This window comes from Thermomonospora curvata DSM 43183 (assembly GCF_000024385.1).
Taxonomy (GTDB): domain Bacteria; phylum Actinomycetota; class Actinomycetes; order Streptosporangiales; family Streptosporangiaceae; genus Thermomonospora; species Thermomonospora curvata.
In genome coordinates, this window is record NC_013510.1 from 324512 (window position 1) to 340832 (window position 16321).

14 protein-coding genes, 1 pseudogene, 1 CRISPR repeat array and 1 riboswitch are annotated in these 16321 nt (G+C 69.5%); of the genes and pseudogenes, 8 read left to right on the forward strand and 7 right to left on the reverse strand.

Annotated features, from left to right (window positions below; all coding sequences use genetic code 11):
• Positions 1–158 precede the first annotated feature (158 nt).
• Together TCUR_RS01465 and TCUR_RS01470 are read left to right on the forward strand one after the other, a co-directional pair.
• Positions 159–1247 carry a Glu/Leu/Phe/Val family dehydrogenase gene (locus TCUR_RS01465; RefSeq protein ID WP_012850684.1) on the forward strand — a complete coding sequence of 363 codons (1089 nt, stop codon included), beginning with the start codon at positions 159–161 and terminating at the stop codon, positions 1245–1247.
• A 339-nt stretch (positions 1248–1586) separates the two neighbouring features.
• Positions 1587–1802 carry a DUF3073 domain-containing protein gene (locus tag TCUR_RS01470; RefSeq protein WP_012850685.1) on the forward strand — a complete coding sequence of 72 codons (216 nt, stop codon included), beginning with the start codon at positions 1587–1589 and terminating at the stop codon, positions 1800–1802.
• Positions 1803–1927: 125 nt separating this feature from the next.
• Here TCUR_RS01470 and TCUR_RS01475 read toward each other — a convergent pair whose 3' ends face one another.
• The 3 genes from TCUR_RS01475 to purF all read right to left on the reverse strand — a co-directional run bounded on the left by TCUR_RS01475 (position 1928) and on the right by purF (position 5287).
• Positions 1928–2614, reverse strand: coding sequence for a SanA/YdcF family protein (locus TCUR_RS01475; RefSeq protein WP_281055099.1), 687 nt, complete (start codon positions 2612–2614; stop codon positions 1928–1930).
• Positions 2615–2750: 136 nt separating this feature from the next.
• Positions 2751–3794 carry a phosphoribosylformylglycinamidine cyclo-ligase gene (purM, locus tag TCUR_RS01480; RefSeq protein WP_012850687.1) on the reverse strand — a complete coding sequence of 348 codons (1044 nt, stop codon included), beginning with the start codon at positions 3792–3794 and terminating at the stop codon, positions 2751–2753.
• A complete protein-coding gene (purF, locus tag TCUR_RS01485; RefSeq protein WP_012850688.1) occupies positions 3791–5287 on the reverse strand; it encodes an amidophosphoribosyltransferase in 1497 nt (498 codons plus the stop codon). Before purF ends, purM begins: the two co-directional genes overlap by 4 nt.
• Positions 5288–5487: 200 nt before the next feature.
• Between purF and TCUR_RS01490 the strand changes: the two genes are divergently transcribed.
• Positions 5488–5865 carry a DUF4190 domain-containing protein gene (locus TCUR_RS01490; RefSeq protein ID WP_012850689.1) on the forward strand — a complete coding sequence of 126 codons (378 nt, stop codon included), beginning with the start codon at positions 5488–5490 and terminating at the stop codon, positions 5863–5865.
• An 11-nt stretch (positions 5866–5876) separates the two neighbouring features.
• On the opposite strand, the gene TCUR_RS01495 is transcribed toward TCUR_RS01490, so the two are convergent.
• On the reverse strand, positions 5877–6317 hold the full coding sequence (locus tag TCUR_RS01495) for a sterol carrier family protein (RefSeq protein WP_012850690.1): 441 nt from the start codon (positions 6315–6317) through the stop codon (positions 5877–5879).
• Between the two features lie 159 nt (positions 6318–6476).
• Here TCUR_RS01495 and TCUR_RS24520 point away from each other — a divergent pair, with 159 nt between their 5' ends.
• From TCUR_RS24520 to TCUR_RS01510, 3 genes are all read left to right on the forward strand, one after another.
• Entirely contained in the window at positions 6477–8117 is a 1641-nt protein-coding gene (locus tag TCUR_RS24520; protein WP_012850691.1) for a serine/threonine protein kinase, read from the forward strand.
• Positions 8118–8247: 130 nt separating this feature from the next.
• Positions 8248–9435 (forward strand): S8 family peptidase, encoded by a 1188-nt coding sequence (locus TCUR_RS01505; protein WP_012850692.1) that lies wholly within the window; start codon positions 8248–8250, stop codon positions 9433–9435.
• Between the two features lie 177 nt (positions 9436–9612).
• A riboswitch (cyclic di-AMP (ydaO/yuaA leader) is annotated at positions 9613–9755 on the forward strand.
• 3 nt (positions 9756–9758) lie between these two features.
• Positions 9759–10712 carry a coiled-coil domain-containing protein gene (locus TCUR_RS01510; protein ID WP_012850693.1) on the forward strand — a complete coding sequence of 318 codons (954 nt, stop codon included), beginning with the start codon at positions 9759–9761 and terminating at the stop codon, positions 10710–10712.
• 645 nt (positions 10713–11357) lie between these two features.
• On the opposite strand, the gene TCUR_RS27655 is transcribed toward TCUR_RS01510, so the two are convergent.
• Entirely contained in the window at positions 11358–11534 is a 177-nt protein-coding gene (locus TCUR_RS27655) for a hypothetical protein (RefSeq protein ID WP_245536952.1), read from the reverse strand.
• A gap of 92 nt (positions 11535–11626) precedes the next feature.
• The gene (locus TCUR_RS01520; protein WP_012850696.1) at positions 11627–11950 is read right to left on the reverse strand and encodes a hypothetical protein; all 324 of its coding nucleotides are present in this window, start codon (positions 11948–11950) and stop codon (positions 11627–11629) included.
• 514 nt (positions 11951–12464) lie between these two features.
• On the opposite strand from TCUR_RS01520, the gene TCUR_RS01525 reads away from it, so the two are divergent.
• Positions 12465–13733 (forward strand): NsdA family TPR-like regulatory protein, encoded by a 1269-nt coding sequence (locus tag TCUR_RS01525; protein ID WP_041439184.1) that lies wholly within the window; start codon positions 12465–12467, stop codon positions 13731–13733.
• On the opposite strand, the gene TCUR_RS01530 is transcribed toward TCUR_RS01525, so the two are convergent.
• Entirely contained in the window at positions 13714–14373 is a 660-nt protein-coding gene (locus tag TCUR_RS01530; protein ID WP_041440545.1) for an HAD family hydrolase, read from the reverse strand. The two genes, TCUR_RS01525 and TCUR_RS01530, sit on opposite strands and share 20 nt — an antisense overlap.
• A 309-nt stretch (positions 14374–14682) precedes the next feature.
• On the opposite strand from TCUR_RS01530, the pseudogene TCUR_RS28520 reads away from it, so the two are divergent.
• Positions 14683–15120: pseudogene (locus tag TCUR_RS28520) on the forward strand (type II toxin-antitoxin system death-on-curing family toxin); the annotation flags it as partial.
• 348 nt (positions 15121–15468) lie between these two features.
• Positions 15469–15763: direct repeats of the CRISPR family, unit length 31 nt; unit sequence GGTTGCGATCCCTCTGAGGGGTGATGAGGGC.
• Positions 15764–16321: the final 558 nt, after the last annotated feature.

Consider the following 16321-nt stretch of genomic DNA (forward strand, 5'->3'; position numbering starts at 1 on the left):
CGTTGCGGAGCAACGGCGGCGTGATGTCACCGACGGCCGGCCGCGGAAAACCCCACTTGGGAACATCTCCGGCATCCGTGCGGCGAGCTCGGGCGCGGCCCTCCCCAGCCGCCCTCCGCCGCCCTAGGCTGATCCCGAGGCAGAAAGGAGTCACTACCGTGACCAATGTCTTCGGGGCGCCCCACAAGGGCACCGGATCCCCCCACGAGCAGGTCGTCTTCTGCCAGGACGAGGCCAGCGGCCTGCGCGCCATCATCGCGATCTACTCCACCGCGCTCGGCCCCGCGCTGGGCGGCACCCGCTTCTACCCGTACGCCTCCGAGGACGAGGCGCTCGCCGACGTGCTCAACCTGTCCAAGGCCATGGCCTACAAGAACGCCCTGGCCGGGCTGGACCACGGCGGCGGCAAGGCGGTCATCATCGGCGACCCGGCCACCGACAAGTCCGAGGCGCTGCTGCGCGCCTACGGCCGGTTCGTGCAGTCGCTGGGCGGCCGCTACTACACCGCCTGCGACGTCGGCACCTACAGCGAGGACATGGACGTGGTCGCCCGCGAGAGCCGCTACGTCACCGGGCGCACCGTCGCCAACGGCGGGGCCGGGGATTCTTCCGTGCTGACCGCCTTCGGGGTCTTCCAGGGCATGCGGGCGGCGGCCGAGGCGACCTGGGGCAGCCCTACCCTGCGCGGCCGGCGGGTCGGCATCGAGGGCGTGGGCAAGGTCGGCCGCCGCCTGGTGGAGCACCTGCGCGAGGACGGCGCCGAAGTGGTCATCTGCGACGTCGACCCGGCCGCGATCGACCGGGTGCGCGGCCGCTGGCCCGAGGTCGAGGTCGTCGCCGACCGCGACGCCCTCATCCGGGCCGACCTGGACGTCTACTCGCCGTGCGCGCTGGGCGGCGCGCTGAGCGACGAGACCGTGCCCCTGCTGCGCGCCAAGGTGGTGTGCGGCGCCGCCAACAACCAGCTCGCCCATCCGGGGGTGGAAAAGCGCCTGGCCGACCGCGGCATCCTCTACGCCCCCGACTACGTGGTCAACGCCGGGGGCGTGATCCAGGTCGCCGACGAGATCACCGGCTTCGACTTCGAGCGCGCCAAGGCCAAGGCGGCGCAGATCTTCGACACCACCAAGCGGATCTTCGCGCTGGCCGCCGAGGAGGGGGTGCCCCCGGCGGTGGCGGCCGACCGGCTGGCCGAGCGCCGCATGACCGCCGTCGGCCGCTTGCGCGGCATCTGGCTGGGCGGCTGAAGGCACGGCCGCCGCGGGCGCCTGCGGGCAAGGCCCGTATGCGATCCGTGTACAAGGCGCAATTGCGCGTCGTGCACGGCTCGCCTGCGGCCTGTGCGCGCTCCGCATGCGCCCGCGGCGGCCGAAGCGCCGGGACCTCGGTGGGTGCGGTTGCGACCACTGGTTACACTGGAGGCCGCCGAGCGAGCGTGCCACCGTACAGACCACGTACCGAGCTGGGCGCAAAACGGGTACGGTTGTATCCGTAGTAGCTGACGTAAGAGTGAGGTTGCGTCAGCGCGTGTGGCGTACGCGAGCGTAGATGGGACATAAGGTCCTGACCATCGAGGGGGTCGAGCCATGGGGCGCGGCCGAGCCAAGGCCAAGCAGGTAAAGGTTGCCCGTCGGTTGAAGTACAACACCGGCGGCACGGATCTCGACCGCCTGAAGGAGGAGCTGGGAGTCTCTTCGCCGAGCCGCGACCCCTATGAAGACTCCTACGAGGACCTCGCCAAGAAATACGCCGACTACGCCGACGACGATGACGACGGCGAGGACGACAAGTCGGGGCGCTGAGCCGCCGGTCGCATGACTTCCCGCCGCTGCTCCGCCGTCAGAGCGGGGCAGCGGCGTTTGTCACATAGAGGTCCGGCTCACATCCTTCAGACGGCCATGACCCGGGGGCTTCCCGGGGACGCCCGTCACGGGCTCTGCAATGCCCGCCGCACACCGGGCTCCTGAGGACCCAGGAACCGCGGCTGCCGTCCGGTGGCGATATCGACGACCGCCTTGAGGGACGCCAGCGTCTCGCGAAAGTAGCCATAGCAGGTCGGGAGCGCGGCGGTGGCCATGCTGTCGTGGCCCACCCCGGTGGCCTCCAGGCCCGCCGCCCGGCACAGCGCCACGGCGCGCGGCAGGTGGAACGTCTGGGTGACGACGATCGCCCGCTCCACCCCGAAGATCCGCTTGGCCCGGACGCAGGAGTCCCAGGTGTCGAAGCCCGCGTAGTCGCGGACCACCTTGTGCCCGGGGATCCCCTTGGCCGTGAGGTAGTTCCACATCACGGTGGGCTCGTCATAGCCTTCCCGGCTGTTGTCCCCGGTCACCAGGATCGCCCGGACCTTGCCCGCCCGGTACAGCTCGGCCGCCGCATCCAGCCGGCCCGCCAGGAAGGGCGACGGCGCGTCCCCCCAGGCCGCCGCCCCCAGCACCAGCGCCACCGGCGCCGCCTCCACCGTCGTCACCGACGCCCGGTGCGGCGCCGTGCCGGCATAGAACCACCCGGTGGGCAGCAGCGCCGCATAACCCGCCAGCGCCAGGGCCACGGCACCCGGACCGGCCAGCCGCCGTGCCCGCACGGCCGCCCATACCCGTCGCACGATGGTCACGATCACTGGGACGACTCCCCGCCCGCGCGGGTTCTGACCTTTTGCGGCCGCCGCCGGCGCCCGCCCCCCGTCCCGGCCTCGGGACGGCCCAAGATTCACATGCCGGAAGACGGGACGCGGCGCGGAGCCGGGCGGGTCAGACCAGGTGAACGGCGCCGGTGCCGGTGGTGATCTCGCCCAGCACCCAGGCGGGCACGCCCCGCTCCTGCAGCAGGCGCAACGCCGCGTCGGCGGCGTCCGGGGCGACCACGGCGACCATGCCGACGCCCAGGTTGAAGGTCTTGTCCATCTCCGGCTGCGGGATCTTGCCGTGCTCCTGCAGCACCGTGAAGATCGGCGGCGGCGTCCAGGACGAGCGCCGCAGATGGGCGTCCACCCCGCCCGGCAGCGAACGGGCCAGATTGGCGGCCAGCCCGCCCCCGGTGATGTGGGCGAACGCGCGGACGCCGCCCGCGCGGGCCAGCGCCAGGCAGTCCCGGGCGTAGATGCGGGTGGGCGTCAGCAGCTCCTCGCCCAGCGGGCGTCCCAGCTCGGCCACTTCGCCGTCCAGCTCCAGGCCGCTGATCCGCAGCACGTGACGGACCAGCGAATACCCGTTGGAGTGGATGCCGGAGGAGGCCATCGCCAGCACCGCGTCCCCGGGCCGCACCCGGTCGGGGCCGAGCATCTCGTCGGCCTCCACCACCCCGGTGGCCGCCCCCGCCAGGTCGAACTCGTCCGGCTCCAGCAGCCCGGGATGCTCGGCGGTCTCCCCGCCCACCAGGGCGCACCCGGCCAGCGCGCAGCCCTCGGCGATCCCGGAGACGATCGTGGCGATCCGCTCCGGCACCACCTTGCCGCAGGCGATGTAGTCGGTCATGAACAGCGGCTCGGCCCCGCACACCGCCAGGTCGTCCACCACCATGGCGACCAGGTCGCGTCCGATGGTGTCGTAGACGCCCAGCCGGCGGGCCAGGTCCACCTTGGTGCCGACCCCGTCGGTGGAGGTCGCCAGCAGCGGACGCCGGTACCGCAGCAGCGCCGAGGCGTCGAACAGCCCGGCGAACCCGCTGGCGTCCTCGACGACCTCCGGGCGGCGCGCCTTGGCCAGGCTCGCCTTCATCAGCTCCACGGCGCGCTCGCCGGCCGCGATGTCGACCCCGGCGGCCTCGTAGCTGACCGGCCGCTGGGCCGCGGTCATTTGCCCGCCCCCTCGAGGAGGTACTTGCCGCGGGCGTCCTCCTCGACCGGGATCGGGTACTCGCCGTCGAAACAGGCCCGGCACAACCGCCGCGCGGGCAGGCGGGTGGCGGAGATCAACGCCTCCAGCGAGATGAAGCCGAGGGAGTCGGCGCCCAGCGAGGCGCGGATCTCCTCCACGTTCAGGCTCCCGGCGATCAGCTCGGCGCGGGTGGCGAAGTCGATGCCGTAAAAGCACGGCCAGGCCACCGGCGGGCTGGAGATCCGCACGTGCACCTCGGCGGCGCCGGCCTCGCGCAGCATGGACACGATCGCCCGCTGGGTGTTGCCGCGCACGATCGAATCGTCCACCACCACCAACCGCTTGCCGGCGATCGCCTCGCGCAGCGGGTTCAGCTTCAACCGGATGCCGCGCTGGCGGATGGTCTGGGACGGCTGGATGAACGTCCGGCCGACATAGGAGTTCTTCACCAGCCCCTGGCCGTAGGGGATGCCGGAGGCCTCGGCGTACCCGATCGCCGCCGGGGTGCCCGACTCGGGGGTGGGGATCACCAGGTCGGCGTCGGCCGGGTGCTCGCGGGCCAGCAGCCGGCCCACCTCCACCCGGGTGGAGTGCACGTTGCGGCCGGCGATGGTGGTGTCGGGACGAGCCAGATACACGTACTCGAACAGGCAGCCCTTGGGGTCGGCCTCGGCGAAGCGCTGCGAGCGCAGCCCGCCTTCGTCGATGGCCAGCAGCTCACCGGGCTCGATCTCCCGGACGAACTGGGCGCCCACGATGTCCAGCGCCGCGGTCTCCGAGGCCACCGCCCAGCCCTGGCGGATCTGGCCGCCGTGCCCGGCGTGCCCGGCCACCGGCAGCCGGCCCAGCACCAGCGGCCGGATGCCCTGCGGGTCGCGCGCCGCATACAGAGTGCGCTCGTCCATGAAGACCAGCGAGTAGGCGCCGCGCACCGTCGGCAGCACCTGCAGCGCCGCCTCGAACGTGCCGGTGCCCGGCCCGCCCCGGGAGGCCAGCAGTGCGGTGAGGACCTCGGTGTCGGAGGTGCCGGCCAACTCCCCCGGGTCCAGCTTCGCGGCCAGCTCCGGAGTGTTGATCAGGTTGCCGTTGTGGGTGAGGGCCAGGCTGCCGTCGCTGGAGGACCGGAACGTCGGCTGGGCGTTCTCCCAGGTCGGCGAGCCGGTCGTGGAGTAGCGGCAGTGCCCGACCGAAACGTGCCCGCGCAGGGTGTTCAGCACCGACTCGTCGAAGACCTGCGCCACCAGGCCCATGTCCTTGAACACCACGATGCGGGCCCCGTCGCTGACCGCGATGCCGGCCGACTCCTGCCCCCGATGCTGCAGGGCGTACAGGCCGTAGTAGGTGAGCTTGCTCACCTCCGCCCGGGTCGCCTCGTCCGCGGGGACCCACACGCCGAAGACCCCGCAGGCGTCCTGCGGGCCGCGGTCGTGGGGGTCCAGGTCGTGGCTCAGTCGTCCGTCACCTTGAGTCACGCGGCCAGTCTAGATGCCCGATTCGGCTGCTCTGTCGCCGAGGCGGCCGGCGAAGCGGCGGCGGCCCCGCCGCGCGGCGGCCGTTGTTTGCCCACCCTGGGCGTGACCTTTACCTGCGCGCGCGGCGCGCATGGCCGGGGGGCGGGAAGCTGGGATACGACGTGTGTCCGCCCACGTCGCGGCTCCTGGAGGTTCCCGCCATGACCGTCCCCGGCTACCAGCGCTCCCAGGCCCCCGCCCGGCAGAGCCGCGACGGCATGGCCATGACCTCGCTCGTCCTCGGCCTGGTGGGGCTGCCGGCGCTGCTGCTGTGCGGCAGCGGCCTGGTGATGGCGATGGCCGGGCTGGTGCTGGGCATCGTGGCGGCCCACCGCGGCGGCACCCGCGGGCTCGCCGTCGCGGGCATCGCCGTGTGCCTGGTCACCTTGCTGGTGGGGGCGCTGGGGCTGTACTGGATGCTCACCAAGGCCGCCCGCTGCGCCGACGTGGACCGCTACCCCACCGAGCTGGACCGGCAGCGCTGCATCGAGCAGGAGTTCCCCTTCGCCCGCTCCCAGTCGTCCCTAGAGGGCCGCTGAGCCCGCCGGCCTCACGGCGCGAGCACCGGCAGCAGCGCCGACAGGTCCGAACGGGGGCCGCTGGCGTGCACCCGCCCCGCCGCGACCGCCTCCTGCCAGCCCAGCCGGCCTGTGGCCAGGCACACCCAGGTGACGGCGTCCATCTCCACCACGTTGGGCGGCGTCCCACGAGTGTGCCGAGGGCCCGCCACGCACTGCACGGCGGCGTACGGTGGGACCCGGACCTCCACCGACCGGCCGGGGGCGGCCGCCGCCAGCCGGTCCAGGAGGGCGCGCACGGCGCCCCGCAGCACGGGCCGGGCGGGCTCCAGGCCGGCGTCCAAGGCGCCCAGCACCGCCTCCGGGCAGGCCAGGCGCAGCGCCGCGGGATCGTCCGGGCCCTCATATGGGGGGCGGCCGAGCGCGGCGAGCTGTTCGTTCAGCACGGCGCGGCTGAGAGGTGATCGGGACATCGACATCGACGTTACCGGCAGTACGTTCGATGCTCTGCGTCCCCGGCCGCGGGTCAGGCGGTAAAAAGGGACGGGTCGCTGGCATGGGGGAGCCAGCCGAAGCAGGGGCATGCGGGGCAGTCGCCCACATGGCGGAGAGTTATGCACGGAGGTCTACCGATGCCTCAGGCCCGGCCGCTGGACCCCAACGATCCCGAACGGATCGGCGGCCACCGCCTCCTCGGCCGGATCGGGCAGGGCGCGCAGGGCGTGGTCTTCCTGGGCCGCGGGCCGGGCGGCGGGCGGCTGGCGGTGAAACTCCTGCACGCCCGGCTCGGCGGTGACCCGTTGGCGCATGCCCGGCTGCTGCGCGAGCTGGAGGCGCTCACGCGGATCGACACCTGCTGCACCGCGGCCGTGCGGCAGGTCGGCATCGCCGACGAGAGGCCCTACCTGGTCGGCGAGTACGTGGCCGGGCCTTCGCTGCAGGAACTGGTCGCCGCCGAGGGGCCGCGCGGCCGGGGCATGCTGGAACGGCTGGCGGTCGGCACGGCCGCCGCGCTGGCCGCCGTGCACCGGGCCGGGCTGGTGCACCTGGCCTTCAAACCCGCCGACGTGCTGCTGGGCGCCGACGGCCCCCGGGTGACCGACTACGGCATCGTGCGGGCGCTGCGGGCGGGCGGCCTGACCCCGCCCCCCGGCACCCCCGCCTACCTGGCGCCCGAGCAGCTGGACGGCGCGGAGGCCGGGCCGGCCGCGGACGTGTTCGCCTGGGGTGCGGTCATGCTGTTCGCCGCCTGCGGCCGGGCGCCGTTCGGCGAGGGCCCGGCGCCGGAGGTGATGCGGCGGATCCTGCACGAGGAACCGCCCCTGGAGGAGCTGCCGCCGTCGCTGCGCGGCATCGTGGCCGGGGCGCTGGCCAAGGACCCCGCCGCCCGTCCCACCGCCCGGCAGGTGCTCGACTGGCTGCTGGGCCAGGAGAGCATGGTGGCCGGCATGCCCCAGCCCATGATCGCCGAGGCCCGGGAGCTGGCCGCCGAACGCCCGCCGCGTCCGGGGCCGGTGGTGGCCGCCGCCGAGCCGTGGCCGCAGAACCCGGTGCCGGGCTTCGATGATCCGGTGGAGGCTCCCACGCAGATCGTGACGCCGTCCGGCGAAGCGCCCGCCCCGCGTTCCGCGCAGGCGGAGACCGCCGTCTACCCGCAGCTCGGCGCCTTCGGGGAGCGGACGGCGACCGCGCAGCAGTCCGCCCCGCCCTGGCCGGAGGAGGCCTGGCAGACCCCGGCCCCGGCGCAGATGAGCCGGCCCGAGCCGCCGCCGGCCAGGTCGCCGAGCCGGGCCAACCGGCCGCTGGGCGTGCTGGTGTCGCTGGCGGTGGGGGTGCTGGCCGGGGCCGCGATCATCGTGCTGGTGCTGTGGCCGCAGCTGCGCGACTCCTCCGGCAAGACCGGCGGCTCGGCGGGGGCTAGCCGCCCGGCCGCCGACAACCGCCCGGTCACCAGCGTCCCGGAGGCCTTCGAGGGCACCTGGCAGGGCACGGCGATCAACCAGCGGCGCAACGCGACTTTCCCCATCCGGGTGACCTTCCGCGGCGGGGAGACCACGGCGCGGGCGGTCTACCCGCGCAACTGCGTCTGCACGCTGACCCTGACCCGCGGCACCGGCGTCCGCCTGGAGATGTCGCTGCGGCCCAACCCCGGCTGCAAGACGGTCACGCCGGGGGAGGTGGTGGTGACGCGCAAGCCGGGCGGCGGGCTGGACTACGCCTGGGCCAAGCCCGGCACGTCGCTGAGCTACCGGGCCGACCTGACCAGGCAGTGACCGCACGGCCCACTGGGCATGTCAGGATTCGGCGCCGAAAATGCGCTTGCATCCACTACGGTTACCTTCTGTCACTCGTGCCTCTCTTCGGGCCGCGATAGGCGGCCTCCCCCTCCCGAAGGAGTTCTCTGTGCGAGTCACCGGGCCGAAGGTGCTGCTCATCACCACACTTGCCACCGGTGTCGCAGTCGCGACGGCGGTGCCGCTGCTGGCCAAGCCGGAGCCGGTGCTGGTGCAGGTCGCCGCGAACGGCACGCCCGTCCCGGGCCAGTACATCGTGACGCTGAAGCCGGGCGCCTCCACCGCCGCCGAGGCCGGCCGGATCCGCGCCACCGGGGTGCGGCGCTTCGACGGGGTGCTCAACGGCTTTTCCGCCAAGCTCACCGCCGAGCAGCTCGACAAGCTGCGGCGCAGCGACAAGGTCGCCGCCATCGAGCAGGACCAGATCGTCAGGATCGGCGCGGTGCAGCGCGCCCCGCTGCCGTGGGGCCTGGACCGCATCGACCAGCGCGTCCCCAAGCTCTCCAAGAGCTACACCTACAAATCCACCGGCAAGGGCGTGCGCGTCTACGTCATCGACACCGGCATCAAGATCAAGCACAAGCAGTTCGGCAAGCGGGCGCGCAGCGTGTGGGCCGCCCCCCGCTTCAAGGGCAACCACCGCGACCAGAACGGGCACGGCACCCACGTGGCGGGCATCATCGGCGCCAAGCACTACGGCGTGGCCAAGGGCGTGCAGCTGCGTTCGCTGCGGGTGCTGGACCGCTACGGCCAGGGCATGATGTCGGACGTCATCGCCGCGGTGAAGTGGCTGCGCAAGAACGCCCAAAAGCCCGCGGTGGCGAACCTGTCGCTGGTCGGCAGCCGCTCCAAGGCGGCCAACGACGCGGTCGCCGCGCTGGCCCGCTCGGGTGTGCCCGTGATCGTCGCGGCGGGCAACGGCGACGGCGCCAGCCGCGGATACGACGCCTGCCGCTTCTCCCCGTCCGGCGCCCCCAACGTCATCGCGGTGGGTGCGATCGCCCCCGGCGACAAGCGGACCCCCTGGTCCAACTTCGGCAAGTGCGTGGACCTGCACGCCCCCGGCCAGGGCATCCGCTCCACCTGGCGCAACGGCTCCAGCAAGGTGCTGGACGGCACGTCCATGGCGGCCCCGTTCGCGGCCGGCACCGCGGCGCTCTACCTGTCCCGCCACCCCCGCGCCAAGTCCGCCACGGTGTACAAGTGGCTGATCAACAACGCCAGCAAGGGCCGGGTCACCGGCCTGCCCGCCGGCAAGGGCACTCCCAACCGCCTGCTGTACAAAGGCCGTCTGTGAGCCCTCGCACGCGGACCGGTTCGGCTTTTGTGATTGAACGGATGTTCCGGGAGCGCCGTATAGGGACCATAGCCACCTCCGATGCACAAGGGGTTTAATCTTGGCGAAGCGCATGACGGCGCATTGCGGTCCGCGAGCCTTTCGGCGTGCGGCGAGCGGCCCGTGCGCCGTCGGCCGAATCCCGTGGCGCCCTCCTGCGCCCGGGAACCGGGGACCCACCTAGACCTGGGGTGAACTCACGGCCCTATCCAGGCCGCGACAGGGCCGAGCTCCCGGTCCGAACCCGTCAGCTAACCCGGTAGGCGATGAGGAGAGGAGAGGACGTGGAGACCCCTGACTCCACTCGTGGTGCTCGCGGGGTGCGCGGCGGGCTGCGCCGCGCGGCTCTGGCTCTCGCCGCGGCCGCCGGGGCGCTGGTGCTGACCTCCGCGACGGCGACGTCTCCGGCGGCGGCCGAACCGGGCAACGAGCAGAAGATCGCTGAGCTGACTCAGCAGATCAAGAACCTGGAGAAGGAGTACGGGGGCAATCTCGAGCAACTGCGCGACACCCGGCTGCAGGCCAAGAAAGCGCTGCTGAAGGTCAAACTGCTGCGCAGAGACCTGGAGACCGCCCGCGACGTGGTCGCCCAGCTGGCCGCCTCCCGCTACATGAGCAACGGCCTGGACCCGACCGTGCAGGTCCTGGCCAGCGACGACCCCAACCGGGTGCTCAGCAACGCATCCTTGGCCCACCACCTGTCGGTGACCCAGGCGGCCAAGGTCACCGAGATCAACACCCTGCTGGCCCAGCAGGAGCGGGCCCGCCGGGACGCCGAGAAGAAGATCAAGATCCTCGAGAAGGAAATCGCCGACATCGCCAAGGAACGCGAGCGGGTCCGCCAGCTGCTGCGCCGCTACAAGCCGGAATCCCCGATGGTCGGCACCGGCGGCATGACCCCCCGCATGATCAAGGTCCGGGACGAGATCGAAGAGAAGTTCGGCCCGTTCCCGGTGATCGGCTGCACCCGCCCCGGCGACCCGCTGGACCACGGCTCCGGCCGTGCCTGCGACTTCATGGAGAGCACCGCCGGGCAGATGCCCTCTCCCTCCCGCCTGGCCCACGGCGACGCGGTGGCCGCCTACGCCATCAGGAACGCCACTCGCCTGGGCATCAAGTACATCATCTGGAAGCAGCGCATCTGGGACGTCCGCAGCAGCGGCGGCTGGAAGATGATGTCCGACCGCGGCAGCATCACCCAGAACCACTACGACCACGTGCACATCTCGGTCTTCTGACCGGAGACCGCCCTGACCAGGGCCGCGGCTTATGTGCTCTGTGCAGAGAGCACGGGACGGGCGGCATCCCGATCGCCTTCCAGGCCTCGTCCGGTCGCCAGGTGCATACGGTCACGGCTGGGGGCATCAGGTGCGCGCAGGTCTACAGGGTGAAGTCGGGATCGGCATGCCCGGCCAGGGCACAGATGCCCACTTCTTCGGTCAGCAGGCCTCGCCCGGATGCATGGAGGGCGGAAAGCGCCGCGTCCGGCCGTCAGGACCACCTGATCACTCGCCGATACGCGCGCCCCTGCGCTGCTCCACCTCCGCTTCGAGCAACCAGCTCCATCCGCGCTGTGTCGCCCAGCCGGCACCTCCCACACGGGTCTAGGGTGATCAGCGCCGGAGAAGTCAGCGATGACCGTGGGGAGTCAGCACGAACCCCGCTGCGACCAATGCCGTGGTGATTTCCCCGATCCGCCGCGGCCCCAAGCCGCGGACGCGTTGGAGTTCGTCGTTTTCCCACAGCCGCAGCACCTGGCCCACCGTCGCCCTGCTCCCCAGATGGAACCGCAACGGATTGGCCGCATGCCGGGATAGGCCCAGGCAGACCAGCGGGCACTCCCGCGTCACCGGAACCACCCCGCTGTGATCATGCACCCCTGCTCACTCCCATCCGCGCCTCGATTCCGCGCGTGGAAACCGCGCCTCCAGGTCGGCCAGGACGTCGGTGGCGTAGCGGACCCGCCGGATCGCCAGCGCCCGTTCCCGAGCGCTGATCGTCTTGGACACTGTCCACGGCCCGTACACCCGGGTCACTGCCTGCAAGTACCACTTCTGCACCGCCACGTCCTCCGCCGCCGGCTCCACCAGGCCGGAAGAACGGGCAGGGCCAACGGGAGAGGCCGGCCCACTCGCGCTTGTGGCCGCCGCAGTCATCGGGCCACCCGATCAGCCAGGACGTCGATCACTCGGTCGGCTACCGCCGCTGGATCGTCCACCGCCCCGAGTGGCTTTCCGGTGTCAGCGCAGGTGAACACCCACCCGCCGGGCTTTCCCCGGCAGTCCACCTCAACGGCCCGCAGCGCCGCACCCTCCAGCATGACTCGCAGCACCCGCAGTCCATCCCGTTCGACCAGACCGCACAACAGGCCGGGCCGCCGGCACAGCTCGGCATCCAGCGCGGCCAGGTGCACTCGGCGAGGCCCGAACGCCCCGGTCACGTTCGCCGCCTCGAATTGCTTGCGATCAAAGCCCACGACCCCTGCTCCTGACTTGTCTTTGAGCGGGACCGGTGACGCGCAGTGTGACCGCCCTCCCTTCCCTGGGCGGTGCGATCAGAGAAGGGACAATGTGCCGGCCCGGCCACCTTGCATGCCACCGACTCCGCAGTCCATCACGCCGCTGCCACCTGCCGGGTAGGCAGGCACCACGAACACGGCACACGGCAGGAGCTCGGATCCGGGTCATCACCCCTTGCACGCCGCGAGCAGGCCCCGGCTGGAGGAGACCAACTCCCGACCCCGCCCACGGCAGCTGAGACGGTCCGTGGTGGCTCGCCTGCCGTTCATCCGCCCTCGCTAGGTGCTGTCGCCCATCCGAGGTGGCGCAACCTAGCTTGGACTTCCTCAAAGGCCAGGTGAAGGACTCTAATAGGACTTAGATGGGACTTTTATGGCTTAGAATGCTGATCTAAGGGCCTAGAAAGTCCTTCAAAAGGTGCTTCTGAGGCTAATCTGAGGTCGTTAGCTACCGTCTGGAGGTTATGTCCCAATGGCTCGATCAGCAGGGAACACGCGGCTTAAAGCTGCCCGGCAGCACGCTGGATACGCCTCACAGCAAGCGTTCGCCGACGCCCTCACCCGGGCAGCGGCCACATTGGGGCTTGGCCACATCGAGGTCAGTGTCCGGCAGGTTCGACGCTGGGAGTCGGCCAACCCGCCGTGGCCCCGCGCCGACCACCAGCGGCTCATCGTTCACGTACTGCAAATGCCGATTGAGCAGCTTGGCTTCACCCCGCCATGGGGCACTCAGGCCGAAGGCACGCTCCCCACGAGTAGCTCTCAGCCGGCCCAGCATGGCAGCGGAGCCGCCTTGCCCTTGCCGAAGGCCACAGCCGCCGTTCAGCCCGACACCATCGGAGCCGACTATGCCGCCATCACCGTGGCCCACCGCCGCTTGTACTGGAGCGTCCAACCAGCCCAGATGCACCCCGCCGTGGTCGAACACACCCGCTTGGGCACACAGCTGCTGGCTGAAACCACCGGAGTAGCCCGCCGAGTCCTGGCCACTGCGCTGGCTGAGTCCCTACTGTTGGCCGGACGCATCGAGTTCTTCGACCTCCGCCAGCCCGAGGAGGCCGATCAGACCTTCGTCCGCGCCCTGCAAGCCGCAGGCGAGGCCGACGACTCCCTTCTAGGAGCCGCCATCTTGGCCCATGCCGCATTCGTCCCCGGTTGGGCAGGCCGCCGCGACGAGGCCGCCGAGCGCATGCGCGCCGCCCGCACCTACGTCCGCCGAGCCCCCGCATCCGTCGAGTTCCTCGCATGGCTGGATGCCGTAGAAGCCGAGTGCGAGACCCGCTGCGGACGCACCCGTGAGGCCTTGCGCCTGATCGCCCATGGAGAAGAGGTCATCGCCGAAGGCAACGAACACGCCTCACCGGATTGGTTCAACTGGTTCTCACCCATCCGGCTGGCCGCTTTCAAAGGCAGCACCGAACTCAAAGCCGGCCACATCCCCCAAGCCCGCGAAACTCTCACCAAGGTCTTGGAGGGCCTCCCCGCCGCAGACATCAAGCAGCGTAGTGTCATTCTCGGAGACTTGGCCGCCGTCGAGGCAGCCGCAGGCAACCCCGAGGCCGCATGCGCCCGCGCCGAAGAGGCCCTCGATCTCCTGACCCGCACCTGGTATGCCACCGGCATGGACCGCATCCTCAGCGTCCGCCGAGACCTGGAACCATGGGCCGACCGCGAATGCGTACGCCGCCTAGACGACCGCCTGTACGGGTGGCAGACCACCCTCAGCGCGCTGAAGCGTTGAACTCCGCGATTCTGCTGGGCAACTCCGTGAGGGAATCAATCCGCATCGTCGGCAACCGGTCCGCATCCGGATCGTCCTGCTGGATGATTCCCCACGGACCCCGGCGGATCAGCGCCGTCTTCAACCCCACTGCCACCGCAGGCCGGATGTCGTTGTCCAGCCGATCCCCCACATACAAGATCTCCCCCGCCTCACACGGCGCCTCCCGCACCACAGCTTTGAAGAACGCCGGATCCGGCTTGGCCACCCCCCAGTCATCGGAGGTGGCCAACATGTCACACGGCAGCTTCAGTTCCCGCAGGATGCCTCCCGCCCGCACCGTCTGATTCCCTGCGATCCCCACCCACAAGCCGGCCTCCCGCAGCGCAGCCAGCGTCGGCCGTGCATCCGGATACAGGTCATCCTCGCCAAACCACTCGGCCTGCCCCACCGCTGCCCGCTTCTCCCGCTGCTCAGTCAGGTCAAACCCAGGGACGAACACCTGGAACGTCTCCCGATAGTCCAGCCCCCGGGCGATCACCGCCCCGAACACTGCCGAGAACGTATGCCGAGGCACCCCCAGCCAGTCCGCCCAGGTCCCATACTCCCGAGTCTCATTAACCAGACACTCGCCCACATCGAAGACAACAGCCTGGATCATGTCTAACATCTTAATAGTTGGAATCTATTTAGGCATCACGCTAGGTGTCATCTAGTCAGAGAACGTAATGATTTCGTGCGTCATCTAGATCTTCGGGGGTTGCATATGGCAAGAACTAGGTATTCTGGCCCACCTTTCCATCCGCTAACAGTTCAGGAAGTTCTCCAAATTAGAAAGCGACTTGCAAACAGCGCTCTTGGCAATGAAGACTTCGGTTCCAGTAACCCTCTTGATGTGGGAAGGTTGATATCTGCGGTTGAGTGACCGAATACCGGGTTTAGTGGCAGAGAAAAATATGAGCGCCCCCGTGAAAAAGTGGCAACACTCTTCTATGGGCTCGCCATGAATCACCCATTTGATAACGGGAACAAGCGCACGGCCCTAGTAAGTAGCCTTATTCTACTAGAAAGAAATAATTACGATCTAGTAAATACCTCCGAGGACGAGCTATTTGATATGGTAACTTCCGTCGTGGCTCACAATTTTCCCCTCCTGGGAAATGTTGAACGGACAGATGATGCTGAAGTTCAAGCGCTTTCTGGCTGGTTTAGAAGCCGGATGGCGTCAAAGCAATCGGGAGATGTTCCACTAGAGTTCCGCAAACTTCGAGCAATACTAGAAAGTCATGGGTGCACCTTTGATGTACCCAATCAAAATTATATAAAGATTAGAAGGGGTGGGTTTTCTGTTAAAACCGGGTATCCTAGGGAAAATTTTATGGTTGGCATCCCGGAGGTTAAAAATTAGGCAATGTCCGAGGCTTGATGAAATTGGAAGTCGAGACTTCTACGATATAGATAACGCAGTTGATCAGTTTGTGATTTATTACCGCGATCTGCTCTGGCGTCTTGCAGACGCCTGACGAAGACTCGTGCCCATTAACCCCGCAACTCTGCCGAATTCATCCTACTGAGATCAAGAGCGGCGGCGCTGCGTGCCGCCGCCCGGCGCATGCGGCGTGAGTGCCGGTCGCCGGGTGGCGAACCGCCGGGCCGGACAGCACCCAAAGCTGACCAGGATCCCCACCACAACACGGCGGCCCTCACTGGACCGATAAGGCAATCCACGACTACATCACTCGCGCTGCCGAGGCCATGCTGTGATCCCTCTGAGGGGTGATGAGGGCATGCGTAGCTTGGCGACCATCGCTACCGGCATGAGGTTGCGATCCCTCTGAGGGGTGATGAGGGCATGTGGACGGCGTGGGTGAGCGGCCGGCCGTCCAGGTTGCGATCCCTCTGAGGGGTGATGAGGGCTGGTCATGTGTCTCCCTGTTGATTTGTCAAGACCTGGGGTTGCGATCCCTCTGAGGGGTGATGAGGGCCTGGATTCCCCTTTGGCCTGCCACTTCAGTTCTTCGGTTGCGATCCCTCTGAGGGGTGATGAGGGCTCCAGAGTAAAACCGCAGGCTACAGAGGCGGAAGCCCACCGGATACGAGCCGATTCTGCAGCGGACCGCCGGTTGTGCATCCGCCCAGGTAGAACGCACAAACCAGCGCGACGGGAGCGAGAACCATCACGAGCACGGTAGCCCGACGGCAGGCATCGTGTCGCCGACTTGAGCGAGCTCCCCTCTGGGGGAGCTGCGCCGTCCCCCAGACCCCTGCGCCCCGGAGCGCCCGTCCGCGCGATACCGTCTGTCCCACCTGCTGCCCGTCCGCGCGGACGAGCACTCCGGACCATCCCCACCGACAGCGGTGACGGCCACCCTGACGGCAACACCAGCGAGCGCCAGTGCGTCCGAACGGCCGTCACCAGCAGGCCAACGGCATCAGCGGGCGTTGGTGCCCTTGGGGTGGAAGGACCTGGCAAGGCTCCTGACTTGCCGGCGGCAGGGCACAACGAGGGCGCATGAGGTCATGATCCGCTGCAAGATGTTGAGAACCGTCGATGCCTCGAACATCAGGCCACGGAGGGGGCGCCGGTTCCAGTGCAGGCCGTGATCAGG